The sequence below is a fragment of the Sulfolobus tengchongensis genome, assembly GCF_036967215.1.
Classification (GTDB): Archaea; Thermoproteota; Thermoprotei_A; order Sulfolobales; family Sulfolobaceae; genus Saccharolobus; species Saccharolobus tengchongensis_A.
In genome coordinates this window covers 2,432,966-2,445,653 of record NZ_CP146016.1, presented here as the reverse complement: position 1 = coordinate 2,445,653, position 12,688 = coordinate 2,432,966, and the positions used below count along the sequence as shown (strand labels likewise).

The window sequence follows — 12,688 nt, the reverse complement described above, 5'->3', positions numbered from 1 at the left end:
ATGGCTGGTATATTAGGTATATTAGCATTTGACGAAGTGTGGAATGTATCTAAATTCCTATATTATGGATTAATAGGATTACAACATAGGGGTTATTCCAGAAGTGGAATAGCCATCTTAAGTAAGGATCGCAATATCTCAATTAAATCGGAAAACGTAGCGCCAGAGGATTTAGAAATCAGAGAAATGAGAGGATGGGCAGGAATAGGTTATGCAGGAATTAGACACAGCTATCCTTTGTTATTTGATAACAGCGCAGTAGTAGTTGATGGCCCAGTGAAAGATATTAGTATTTTTAAACAACTAATGAAGGACCCAGAAAAAACAATAGAAGAGTCCATAAAAGAACCAATAACGTTCATCGCTCTTAGCAAAGACGGGCAATTAATTGCCTATAGAGATGAATTAGGCCTTAAACCATTAAGCCTAGGCGGGTTTGGTTTTGATTTGGCAATTATCTCCTCGGAACCTACAGCAATGTACGTTATAGGAGCAGAACTCAAGAGGGAAATTAAGCCAGGGGAACTAGTGATTATTGATAAGTACCATTTAGAGTCTAGACAAGTTAAAACGCCTAAAAAGGCATATTGTACCATAGAGTATGTATATCAAGCTAGAATAGATAGTATAGTAAATGAGAGGGAGATTTATGACCTAAGAGTAAAAATAGGGGAAGAATTAGCGATAGAATACCCAATAGAAGCGGATTCCGTTATAGGGGTCCCGGAAACTGCATTGCCATTTGCAATTGGTTATTCTAGGAAATTAAATCTCCCATTAGATCTAGGATTTACTAGAACTGGAAGTCCAATAAGGACAATGTTAGCTTCTGATGCGTTCTTGAAAATAATTGGAGTCCAACTTAAATTAAACCCCATAAAGAGCGCAGTTAAGGGAAAAAGGATAGTTCTGATAGATGATTCGATGGTTACTGGAACTACACTTAAAAACACTATATTTAATTTAAGAAAGTTAGGTGCTAAGGAGGTTCATGTCCTAATAGGAAGTCCTAAACTAATATCTCAGTGCCCATATGGAGTGGAAGTACCAGATGAAAAAGAGTTAATATCAGCAAATCTTGACGACAAAACTATTGCAAGAGTCCTAGGAGCAGACTCAATAAATTGGTTAAGTCTCGAAGGTTTATTTAAAGTTGTAGGTCATACTAATCTCTGTTTAGGTTGCATGACTAAAAAGTATCCATGGTGATAGAAAGATGAAAGTATTACTAATTGGAGATGGAGCTAGAGAAAATGCACTAGCTTACGCCTTGGAAAAATCGCCAAATAATTATAGGATTTATGCAATGTCGTCATATATTAACCCTGGAATCAATTCGATAGTTAAGAGAAGCAATGGAGAATATTTTGTAGGTGATATTAACTCATCTGATACTATTGAAAATATAATAAGAAAAGTAAATCCAGATTTAGGAGTTATAGGCCCAGAGGAACCGTTATTCCATGGAGTTGCAGATGTGTTTAGAAAAGAAGGAATACCCGTATTTGGAGCTAGTAGAAAATGCGCAAAGATAGAGGAATCAAAAGCTTGGGCAAGAGAGTTGATGTGGAAATATAGTATTCCAGGGAGATTAAGATATAGAACGTTCTATACTATAGAGGAGGCTGCAAAGTTCATATTAGAATATGGTGGTTCTGTTGCAATAAAACCTGCAGGACAAGCTGGAGGAAAAGGAGTAAAAGTTGTAGCTGATCTAGAGGCCTATTTAACCCAGGATAAAAGAGAAGCCCTAATGAAAAGCGTTAAGGATATAGGTAATCTATACAATAAGGAAGGAGAGCCAAAAATTATAATTGAAGAAAAGGTAGACGGGCCAGAATATACATTACATGTACTCTCCGATGGAAAAACTACAATTCCTTTACCATTAGCTCAAGATTATAAAAATGCATACCAAGATGGAATAGGTCCAGAAACGGGCGGAATGGGATCGATTTCTGGTCCACATAATCTGCTACCATTTATAAATGAGGAAGAGTATAATATTACTTATGATATAGTTAAAGCCACAATAGAAGCAATATACAAAGAAGTTAGAGAAAGTTATGTAGGAGTAATAGCAGGTCAAATGATGCTAACTGAACTTTGGGGACCTACAGTAATTGAATATTACTCAAGATTCGGCGATCCAGAAGCCTCAGCTATTATCCCAAGAATTAACTCAGATTTTGGAGAGATAATCGAGTTGACGGCAACCGGACACCTCAATAAGGGTAAGATAGAGGTAAATGAGAGAGCATCAGTGGTCAAGGCTGTTGCACCATTAGGATATCCAATTTCAAGACAAATGGCTTCCGGACACAGAATATCAATAGATCTAGATAAAATGAGAGAAAATGGATGTATTGTATTCTTCGGCTCTATATCTATGGAAGGAATGCAACTAATAACTAAAGGTTCAAGAGCTTTAGAGATAGTTGCAATTGGAGAACTGGAAGAGGCTTCTGAAAAAGTAGATAAGTGTATTAATTACGTTTCTGCTGATACTAAACTGGTATACAGATCTGACATTGGAAAGAATATCAATTATCAAATAGAAAAAGCTGAGATTGTAAGATATTCCTATATGAATAGGCAAAGAAAAGGTATTCTTGGAGTTTCTGCTGATTGGTCTCCTAATGGTGGTCTTTGGTGAGCGGAGAATACAGGAAAGCGGGAGTTGATTTAGATAAATTGCATGGCTATCATGAGGAGATCTCACGAATTATATCGAGTACTTACAAACATACTGTAATTGGAGCTGGTCATTATTCTGGAGTGATAAAAGTAGGTAACCTTAATCTTGCAATGCACACTGACGGAGTAGGTACTAAAACATTACTCGCATTGAGAAGTGGGTTAGTAAAGCCAGTAGGCATAGACTGTGTAGCTATGAACGTAAATGATCTTATATGCGTTGGCGCTAAACCCCTCGCCTTAGTAGATTATATTGCATTAGAGAGGCCAATGGATAATATAGTAAATGAGATAGTTAACGGTTTAGTAGAAGGTGCGAAAGAGGCAGATGTGGAGATTATTGGGGGAGAAACCGCAATAATGCCAGATGTAATTAAGGGATTTGATTTATCATGCACAGCGATAGGAATTGTAGACAAATTAAAAACAGGATCCGATATAAGGCCCGGAGATATTATTTTGGGTCTAGAAAGCAATGGTATACATTCAAATGGCTACTCGTTAGTCAGAAAATTAATAGATGAAGGAAAAATTTCCTTTGATGATTATAAAACTGAGTTATTAAAACCAACTAAAATTTATGTCAAGCCGGTTTTAGAAGTAATGGACATGATAAAAGGAGCTGCACACATAACCGGAGGGGCCTTTACAAAGCTTAAAAGGCTTACTAGTTATAAGCTTGTTTTAAATATGCCAGAACCACAAGAGATTTTTAAAGTTATCGAAAAAGCAGGAGTTCCACATGAAGAGATGTATAAAGTTTTCAATATGGGCATAGGTATTGTCTTATTTGTTTCAGAAGAACTAATGAAAGAAGTAAAAACAAAACTAGAAAAATACGTAACTGTATATGAACTTGGTAGAGTATATGATGGAAATGGGATCATTATCAGAAGTTATAAGAACGAAATTCTCAGATTATAGAATTATGTGTATACCTTTTAAACTCTAAAGAATATAGAGGGTTCCAGTGACCTCTATATGAAACAAACAGATATAAAATCTTTAGTAAATTATGTAGCTTTAAAGATATTAGGTGGAAGCGACTATTTATTGGAAGCGTTAGAGGAATACCTAGTAAAAGGAGAAGGACCAGCTACAGTAGCCTATAAATACAATATATCAAAACATCAACTTCGTGGTTATGCTCAAAGAATTATCGAGAAAAGTGGAAGTGAAGGGAAAGCTAAAAAGCTCGTACCCATACTTAAGGCTATTTCAGAAGGAGTAAAACCAATAGTTAGGAAGTCAAATGATGGATCGTATGAATGCTCAATATGTAACATAATTGTTGCAAAAGAGGATAGTGAGGAACATATTAGAAAATATCATAAAGAAATTTTAAATGAAAATATAAACATGATGATGCAAAAACTTGAAAAGATAAAGCAAGAGATACAACAAAATAGAGCCGTAATATTTACTTCTGCAAGTTAATAGTTTTTTGTATAATTCCTTTGCTTTATCCGCTTCATTCTTGTAACACGGTATCACTTAGGTTTTTAAAAATGGATGAGATTGTATTATATATGCGAAAAGTAGTAAGTGTCAGATTAAGGGAAGACATATTGAAAGATGTAGACATGTATACTAGAAAACTTGGACTGAATAGTAGAACCGAGTTTATAAAGCAAGCTATTGAATTCTATATAAAGAGCAAGCGCTAAAGGAAACCTTTAACATTCTATATCTAGAGACTGCCTTATTTTCATGATATAAATTGTTTTTAAGCTAGCTCTTTACCCCTTTTTGTGAGATGAAAATAGTCCTTGCTTATTCAGGAGGATTAGATACTACAGTATCCATAAGGTGGCTAAAGGAAACCTTTAAGGCTGACGTTATAACAGTTACTGTAAATGTTGGTCAAAAAGATGATTTCAAAAAAATAGAAGAAAGAGCTTACGTAGCTGGCGCTTTTAGGCATTACACTATAGATGCTGTGGCTGAATTCGCAAATAATTATATTTCGTACGCAATAAAATTGAATGGATTATATGAGGGAGTATACCCGTTATCAACAGCATTAGCAAGACCTTTAATAGCTGAAAAAGTAGTTGAAGTAGCTAGGCAAGAGAAGGCTGATGCAATAGCGCACGGATCTACATCCAAAGGGAACGATCAAGTTAGATTTGATTTAACAGTTAAAGCCTTATATCCAGAGGCTAGGATAATTGCACCAGCCCGAATATGGAATATGACAAGAGAAGATGAAATAAAATATGCAAAAGAGAAAGGAATTCCAATAAAAATTGAAAGCAATAAATATAGTATAGATGAAAATCTATGGGGACGAAGTATAGAAGGAGATATAATCTCTGATCCGACAGCTGAAGTACCAGAAGACGCATTTGAGTGGACAAAGCAGACTTCTAGCGATAAAGAGGTAATTTCAATAGAATTCGATAAGGGGATACCAGTAGCAGTTAATGGAGAAAAAATGGAATTGGACAAACTAGTAGCCCTACTTAATTTGAAGTTAGGAAGTCATGGATTTGGTAGAGTTGAACACATAGAGAACAGAGTTGTAGGGTTTAAATCAAGAGAGGTGTATGAAGTGCCTGCTGCCTTAGGCTTAATTTACTCACATATTGATCTAGAAAAAATGATCTATACTCCTATTGAATTAAGATTCAAAAAATACGTAGACCAGTTATGGTCTGATCTGGTATACCAAGGATTATGGCTTGAACCACTACGAGAAACCTTACATAAAATAGCTGATGAAATGAATAAATGGGTGTCGGGAGAGGTTAAAGTAGAAGTAAATAACGGCGCATTTAGAATATTAGGCAGAAAATCAGATTACTCGCCATATTCTGAAAAAATTGCGAGTTATAATAAAGGTTGGTATCCAACTGACGAGATGGCTAGAGGATTTATAGAAATTTGGGGAATGCACTCATTAATGGCAAGAAGAGTAAGGGGATAGCCTAAATGCTGTACAGAAGCTGGGGCACTAACAAGGATGAGGTAATTAACTACACTTCCTCTATTGATACCGATAATGCAATACTAGAAGAAGTAAAAATGACGATGAAGGCGCATATTATCAGCCTTTATCTGGGCGGATACATTACCAAGGAGATTGCCAAAAGATTACTTTCTTCACTAAACGAATTTAAAGAAATAGGTCAAGGATATGAGGATATTCATGAGGCATTAGAAGATTTTCTCCTGAAAAAAGTAGGTGAAGATGCTGGATGGATCGGATTAGGCAGAAGTAGGAACGATCATGTGGCCACGGCTTTGAGATTAAAACTTAGAAATGAAATGATAGAAATTCTAGTAGAAATTAATAACCTAAGGAAAACTCTTCTAAATAAGGCAAAAGAACATATATCAACTATTTTTCCCTCATATACACATTTACAATTAGCCCAGCCTACTACCTTTGCCCATTATTTAACTTATATTGAAGAAGAGTTAGAGTCTCGATGGGAACTTCTATTTTCAGCCTTAAAGCAAGTTAATAGATCTCCCTTAGGTTCTGGTGCAATAGTAGGCTCAAACGTGAAAATTGATAGAATAAAGGAAGCGGAGTTACTAGGTTTTGACGATATAATATATAATACCATGTCAGCTACAGCATCAAGAGCAGATTTAATTTCAGCCATTTCAGAATTGACGGTATTAATGACAGCGTTAAGTAGAATAGCTGAGGATTTAGTTTTCTTTTCTTCAAATAAATTAGTCACATTACCAGACTCACATGTAAGCACAAGTAGTTTGATGCCCCAAAAAAGAAATCCAGTTACAATGGAAATATTAAGGGCAAAGGCAGGAGAATCGATAGGCATACTAGTATCATTACTTTCTATATATAAAGGAATTCCCATTGGATATAATCTAGATTTACAAGAAATGAATAAATACTATTGGCTACTAGTTGATTACGTTAAATCTTCTCTTAAGGTTTTAAATTCTTTGATTAGTCAAATAAAAGTAAATAATGTAAAAATTGATGAGTCAAGCCTAGCAACTGATGATGCTGAAATACTTTCCATAAATAAAAGGATACCTTATCGGTCAGCCTACTTCGAAATAGCCAAGAAAGTAAGGGAAGGATCTTATAAGTCAACTTTAAAAATAGAAGAATCAATTAATATGAAGGCAGTAATAGGGTCTCCTAATTTTGATTTAATAACTAACTTGATAAAAATTAAAGAAATAAAACTCGAGGAGGATATAAAGAAAATAGAGGAGTACAAGTTAAGAATTCTTTCAAAGATAGGAGAATTACAGGTGATTGAAGATGGAATCATGGAATGAGAAAGGTTATTTATATCTAGAAGATGGAACATTAGTTGAAGGATACGGCTTCGGAGCCAAAGGGATTAGAGCAGGAGAAATAGTGTTCACTACTGCAATGAACGGCTACGTAGAAAGCTTAACGGATCCTTCATATAAAGGACAGATATTAATTATTACACATCCATTGGTAGGAAACTACGGAATTCCAGAAAAGAAATATCAGCAAGGAATACTAACAAACTTCGAATCAGAGAGAATTCAAGTGGAAGGCCTAGTAGTGGCTGAACACACTTACCCTATTAAATGGAATTCCTCTATGACTCTACACGAATGGTTAAAATCAGAAGGTATCCCGGGCGTATTTGATGTAGACACCAGAATGTTAGTGAAAAAAATCAGAACATATGGAACTATGATGGGAATTATAGCCTCTGGATCAGAAATAGATAACCCAAGAAAATATTTGGAAAAGAAATACGATGAAATAGACTTTACACAATTCACTTCTCCGAAATCTCCAATATTTCATCCAAATAATGGCCCTATAATAGTTGTAGTTGACTGTGGAATAAAACATGGTATTTTGTATGGACTATATCAGAGAGGATTTTCTATAGTTAGAGTGCCTTGTAATTATAGCGCTAATCAAGTAATTCAGTTCAATCCTAAAGGAATTGTATTCAGTAATGGCCCTGGAAACCCCAATTTATTGGAAAATCAGATAAAAGCGTTCTCTGAGTTAGCCGAGTATAAGCTTCCAATACTAGGAATTTGTCTAGGACATCAAATTGCAACACTATCTTTAGGAGGAAAGATTAAGAAGATGAAATTTGGACATAGAGCAATAAATAAACCAGTTATAGAAATCAATTCAAATAAATGTTATATTTCCACTCATAATCACGGCTATGGCATTATATCGAAAAATGATATTCCACCTAATACTAAGGTTTGGTTCTATAACCCAGATGACGGGACAATAGAGGGTCTAATTCATGAAAAATTACCAATTATTACAACTCAATTTCACCCGGAGGCTAGACCGGGACCTTGGGATACAACTTGGGTATTTGACAGATTTAAGGTTATGGTGAGCGGAAAATGAAGGAGACCTTAAAGAAAGTTCTAGTAGTTGGATCTGGGCCAATAAAGATAGCTGAAGCAGCAGAATTCGATTATAGCGGTAGTCAAGCATTAAAGGCGTTAAAAGAAGAGGGTATTGAAACAATATTAGTTAATTCCAACGTTGCAACAGTTCAGACAAGTAAAAAATTTGCTGATAAATTGTACATGTTGCCCGTAGTTTGGTGGTCTGTGGAGAAAGTTATAGAAAGAGAAAGGCCAGACGGAATAATGATAGGATTTGGAGGGCAAAGTGCTCTAAATGTTGGTGTAGATTTGTATAAAAAAGGTATATTACAAAAATATGATATAAAGGTTTTAGGGACACCAATAGAGGGTATAGAGAAGGCATTAAGCAGAGAGAAGTTTAGAGAAACGATGATAGAGAGAAAATTACCCGTACCACCTAGCTTATCGGCTAGAAGTGAAGAAGAAGCTATAAAGAACGCGAGAATTGTGGGATATCCCGTTATGGTGAGGGTAAGCTTTAATTTAGGTGGAAGAGGTTCAATGGTAGCCTGGACAGAAGAAGATCTTAAGAAGAATATTAGAAGAGCAATATCACAAAGTTACATAGGAGAGGTTTTAATTGAAAAATACTTATATCATTGGGTAGAATTGGAATATGAGGTAATGAGAGATAAAAAAGGCAATTCTGCAGTAATTGCGTGCATAGAGAATTTAGATCCTATGGGAGTTCATACCGGTGAATCCACAGTTGTTGCACCATGTCAAACTCTGGACAATCTAGAATATCAAAATATGAGAAGCTATGCGATAGAAGTAGCAAAGTCTATTGATTTAGTAGGTGAATGTAACGTACAATTTGCTCTAAATCCCAAAGCTTATGAATACTATATAATAGAAACTAATCCAAGAATGTCAAGATCAAGTGCATTAGCTAGTAAAGCCACTGGCTATCCATTAGCTTACGTATCTGCTAAGCTGGCGTTAGGATACGAACTTCATGAGGTTATAAATAAAGTATCTGGAAGAACATGTGCGTGTTTCGAACCAAGTTTAGATTATATAGTAATCAAAATACCTAGATGGGATCTAAGCAAATTCGAGAATGTGGATCAGTCATTAGGAACTGAAATGATGAGCGTTGGCGAGGTCATGAGTATTGGAAGATCATTTGAAGAAAGCTTACAGAAAGCTGTAAGAATGTTAGATCTTGGAGAACCAGGTGTTGTAGGTGGAAAAATATACGAGGCCAAAATGACAAAAGAGGAAGCTATAAAGTATTTGAAAGAAAGAAGGCCTTATTGGTTCTTATATGCGGCAAAGGCTTTCAAAGAAGGTGCAACAATAGATGAAGTATACGAGGCCACTGGAGTTAGCAAATTTTTCTTAAATAAAATAAAGGATATTGTTAACTTTTATGAAGAAATTAGAAAAACAAAACAAATAGATAAATCAGTATTAAGGTCTGCTAAGAAATTAGGATTTAGTGATGACCAGCTTGCTAAAGCATTAGGAGTTTCTACAGATTATATAAGGAAACTCAGAGAAGAATGGAACGTAACACCAGTAGTGAAGTTGATAGATACGTTAGCCGGAGAATGGCCAGCAGTTACTAACTATATGTACCTAACATATAATGGCACAGAAGATGATATTGAATTCTCACAAGGTAATAAGTTGCTTATAGTAGGTGCAGGTGGTTTCAGAATAGGGGTGTCAGTTGAGTTCGATTGGAGCGTAGTATCTCTAATGGAAGCTGCATCAAAGTATTTTGATGAAGTTGCTGTGCTTAATTATAATCCAGAAACTGTATCTACTGACTGGGATGTTGCAAGAAAACTCTACTTTGATGAGATTAATGTGGAGAGGATCCTAGACTTAATAAAGAAAGAAAACTTTAGGTATGTGGCTACGTTTTCTGGTGGGCAAATAGGTAATACTGTAGCTAAAGAGTTAGAAGAAAGTGGCGTGAGGCTACTAGGCACTTCGGGGAGTAGTGTTGACACAGCAGAGAACAGGGAAAAATTCTCTAAATTACTAGATAAGTTAGGTATTCCACAGCCTAATTGGATTTCAGCAACATCTTTAAATGAAATTAAGAAGTTTGTTAATGAAGTAGGTTTCCCAGTTTTAGTGAGGCCAAGTTACGTTTTAAGCGGATCGTCAATGAAAATTGCATATACTGAAGAGGAATTATATGAATATATAAGAAAAGCTACAGAAGTTTCTCCTAAATACCCAGTGGTAATTTCAAAGTACATAGAAGACGCAATAGAAGCGGAAATTGACGGGGTTTCTGATGGGATTAGGGTATTGGGAGTAACGTTAGAGCATGTTGAAGAAGCTGGGGTTCATAGTGGAGATGCCACTATGTCAATTCCTTACAGAAAACTATCTGAAAGTAACGTAAATAAAATGAGAGAATATGTAGTAAGCTTAGCTAGAGAACTAAAAATCAGAGGACCATTTAATGTACAATTTGTAGTTAAAGATAATACACCATATATAATTGAATTAAACCTCAGAGCTAGTAGATCAATGCCTTTCAGCAGTAAGGCTAAGGGTATAAATTTAATAAATGAAGCTACGAAAGCAATATTTAACGGACTAGATTTCTCAGAAGACTATTACGAACCTCCATCTAGATATTGGGCAGTAAAAAGTGCACAATTCTCCTGGTCTCAACTAAGAGGAGCCTATCCCTTCCTAGGACCAGAGATGAAAAGCACTGGTGAGGCTGCCTCATTTGGAGTCACTTTTCATGATGCACTTCTAAAGAGCTGGCTTTCTTCGTTACCTAATAGAATGCCAAATAGGGGAGGAATTGCACTAGTATATGGGGAAAAGAACGTTAACTACTTGAGAACTACCGCAAAGAATTTAATTGAGTATGGTTTAACAGTTTATACTCTTTCAGAACTTCCATTACAAGGAATAGAGGTTATAGATAAGATGAAGGCTGAAGAGCTGGTAAGAGCTAAAAGAGTTGAGCTCGTGGTAACTGACGGTTATCTGAAGAAAGTTGATTATAATATTAGAAGAACAGCCGTTGATTACAATATTCCGATAATACTAAATGGCAGGCTTGGTAGTGAAGTGAGCAGTGCATTTCTAGAATATAATTCATTGACGTTCTATGAAATATCAGAATATGGAGGCGGGATATAGTTGAAAGTGGCCTTAATAGTAGATATAATAAGACAAGAAGAAAAGTTATTGATAAAAGCATTAAATGATAGGCAAATTGATTACGATGTTATTAACGTAGGTCAAGAACCAATACCCTTTAATAAAGCGCTCGGTAAATACGATGTTGGCATAATTAGACCAGTTAGCATGTATAGAGCACTTTATTCCTCTGCTGTATTAGAAGCCTCTGGTGTGCATACAATAAATTCCACAGAAGCTATTAGTACTTGTGGAGATAAAATATTGACATATTCAAAACTATTTAGGAATGGAGTTCCTATACCGGATTCTATAATAGCTGCTTCTCCCGATGCAGTAATGAAAGCCTATGAGCAAATGGGATTCCCGTTAATAGACAAACCTCCTATAGGAAGTTGGGGACGAATGGTATCCCTTATAAGGGACGTATATGAGGGGAAGACAATTATAGAGCATAGAGAGATGTTAAACAACTCGGCATTAAAAGTTCACATAGTTCAAGAATACATCAAATATAAGGAGAGAGATATTAGGTGTATAGTTATTGGAGATAATTTGTTAGGTTGTTATGCGAGGAATATTCCGCCAAATGAGTGGAGAGCGAACGTAGCATTAGGAGGAAATCCAACACCTATTCAAGTAGATGACACTATAAGGGAATTGGCAATAAAATCCGCTAAAGTGGTTAAGGGTGAATTCGTATCCATAGATGTATTAGAGCATCCTACTAAAGGGTACGTTATAAATGAATTAAACGATGTACCAGAATTTAAGGGATTTCTATTAGCAACTGGTATTAACGTTGCAGAGAAACTGGTAGATTACATTATTAAGACCTACCGAGCTTAGCCAAAAATATGTCATGATTTGTTTCCTCTAAAATTCTTCTTAAACTGTCTATTTTCTGTCTTAAACCTGGTACGAGAGATTTAGGGTATTCGAACTCCCATAATAGTTCATATAATTCTTCCATTATTTGATATGTTTTTTCTGCCTCTTCAACCTCATTCTTCTTAAGTAATTCTAATACCCTTCTTCTCATTTCACCAATTGCGTCAGCAATTCCAGTTATATAGTATATGTCTGGGATACCTAATTCATTAGGTAATTTCAAATCAACATTAAAATACAACGAAACTACAACTGAAGCTTCAGCAAGTTCTTGAAAAGCAACTCCTACATCACCATATAACAATTCAGGAAAATTGCTGATGATTTTCTCTATTTCAAAAGCTTTAGATATAGCTAGTTCATACTTTTTTAATGCCTCTTCACGTCTACCTTTATGCGATAGTGAAATAGTCTCTCCGCAAAACCTTATCAACTCTCTAGCCATTAGCAATAGTTTTTCTCTATTCTCAAATCTTTCTTGAAGAACACCATTAATTGAATCTAAGTAGTTCTTAATTTTTTGAACGAACATGGTAATAATGGAGGTATTCTGCATTTTTAACTTTATTTCACTAACAGAAATTTACTTATA

Annotated in this window: 11 protein-coding genes; 10 read left to right on the top strand and 1 reads right to left on the bottom strand. The window is 35.4% G+C overall.

Annotated elements, in window-relative coordinates:
• From V6M85_RS11995 to lysX, 10 genes are all read left to right on the top strand, one after another.
• Complete coding sequence (locus V6M85_RS11995; RefSeq protein WP_338600452.1) at positions 1 to 1,209, top strand: amidophosphoribosyltransferase; 1,209 nt, start codon at positions 1 to 3, stop codon at positions 1,207 to 1,209.
• 7 nt (positions 1,210 to 1,216) lie between these two features.
• A complete protein-coding gene (purD, locus tag V6M85_RS11990; RefSeq protein ID WP_338600449.1) occupies positions 1,217 to 2,656 on the top strand; it encodes a phosphoribosylamine--glycine ligase in 1,440 nt (479 codons plus the stop codon).
• Positions 2,650 to 3,621 (top strand): phosphoribosylformylglycinamidine cyclo-ligase, encoded by a 972-nt coding sequence (gene purM / locus V6M85_RS11985; protein WP_338600446.1) that lies wholly within the window; start codon positions 2,650 to 2,652, stop codon positions 3,619 to 3,621. Before purD ends, purM begins: the two co-directional genes overlap by 7 nt.
• Positions 3,622 to 3,678: 57 nt before the next feature.
• Positions 3,679 to 4,134 (top strand): hypothetical protein, encoded by a 456-nt coding sequence (locus V6M85_RS11980; RefSeq protein ID WP_338600443.1) that lies wholly within the window; start codon positions 3,679 to 3,681, stop codon positions 4,132 to 4,134.
• 92 nt (positions 4,135 to 4,226) lie between these two features.
• The gene (locus V6M85_RS11975; RefSeq protein ID WP_338600440.1) at positions 4,227 to 4,364 is read left to right on the top strand and encodes a ribbon-helix-helix domain-containing protein; all 138 of its coding nucleotides are present in this window, start codon (positions 4,227 to 4,229) and stop codon (positions 4,362 to 4,364) included.
• A gap of 89 nt (positions 4,365 to 4,453) precedes the next feature.
• A complete protein-coding gene (locus V6M85_RS11970; protein ID WP_338600437.1) occupies positions 4,454 to 5,626 on the top strand; it encodes an argininosuccinate synthase in 1,173 nt (390 codons plus the stop codon).
• A 5-nt stretch (positions 5,627 to 5,631) separates the two neighbouring features.
• Positions 5,632 to 6,966 carry an argininosuccinate lyase gene (argH, locus tag V6M85_RS11965; protein ID WP_338600434.1) on the top strand — a complete coding sequence of 445 codons (1,335 nt, stop codon included), beginning with the start codon at positions 5,632 to 5,634 and terminating at the stop codon, positions 6,964 to 6,966.
• The gene (carA, locus tag V6M85_RS11960) at positions 6,950 to 8,053 is read left to right on the top strand and encodes a glutamine-hydrolyzing carbamoyl-phosphate synthase small subunit (protein ID WP_338600431.1); all 1,104 of its coding nucleotides are present in this window, start codon (positions 6,950 to 6,952) and stop codon (positions 8,051 to 8,053) included. The genes argH and carA overlap by 17 nt, the downstream gene beginning before the upstream one ends.
• Complete coding sequence (carB, locus tag V6M85_RS11955; protein ID WP_338600428.1) at positions 8,050 to 11,205, top strand: carbamoyl-phosphate synthase (glutamine-hydrolyzing) large subunit; 3,156 nt, start codon at positions 8,050 to 8,052, stop codon at positions 11,203 to 11,205. The genes carA and carB overlap by 4 nt, the downstream gene beginning before the upstream one ends.
• Entirely contained in the window at positions 11,206 to 12,054 is an 849-nt protein-coding gene (gene lysX / locus V6M85_RS11950) for a lysine biosynthesis protein LysX (RefSeq protein WP_338600425.1), read from the top strand.
• On the opposite strand, the gene V6M85_RS11945 is transcribed toward lysX, so the two are convergent.
• Positions 12,035 to 12,628, bottom strand: a complete 594-nt coding sequence (locus tag V6M85_RS11945) for a haloacid dehalogenase (protein ID WP_338600422.1) — start codon at positions 12,626 to 12,628, stop codon at positions 12,035 to 12,037. The genes lysX and V6M85_RS11945 overlap by 20 nt on opposite strands.
• Positions 12,629 to 12,688 lie beyond the last annotated feature (60 nt).

What these genes read in the sequence shown, in the direction of transcription:
- V6M85_RS11995 (WP_338600452.1), top strand. Translation starts at nt 1, where the DNA reads ATGGCTGGTATATTAGGTATATTAGCATTTGACGAAGTGTGGAATGTA.
- purD (WP_338600449.1), top strand. Translation starts at nt 1,217, where the DNA reads ATGAAAGTATTACTAATTGGAGATGGAGCTAGAGAAAATGCACTAGCT.
- V6M85_RS11980 (WP_338600443.1), top strand. Translation starts at nt 3,679, where the DNA reads ATGAAACAAACAGATATAAAATCTTTAGTAAATTATGTAGCTTTAAAG.
- V6M85_RS11975 (WP_338600440.1), top strand. Translation starts at nt 4,227, where the DNA reads ATGCGAAAAGTAGTAAGTGTCAGATTAAGGGAAGACATATTGAAAGAT.
- V6M85_RS11970 (WP_338600437.1), top strand. Translation starts at nt 4,454, where the DNA reads ATGAAAATAGTCCTTGCTTATTCAGGAGGATTAGATACTACAGTATCC.
- argH (WP_338600434.1), top strand. Translation starts at nt 5,632, where the DNA reads ATGCTGTACAGAAGCTGGGGCACTAACAAGGATGAGGTAATTAACTAC.
- carA (WP_338600431.1), top strand. Translation starts at nt 6,950, where the DNA reads ATGGAATCATGGAATGAGAAAGGTTATTTATATCTAGAAGATGGAACA.
- carB (WP_338600428.1), top strand. Translation starts at nt 8,050, where the DNA reads ATGAAGGAGACCTTAAAGAAAGTTCTAGTAGTTGGATCTGGGCCAATA.
- V6M85_RS11945 (WP_338600422.1), bottom strand. Translation starts at nt 12,628, where the DNA reads ATGTTCGTTCAAAAAATTAAGAACTACTTAGATTCAATTAATGGTGTT.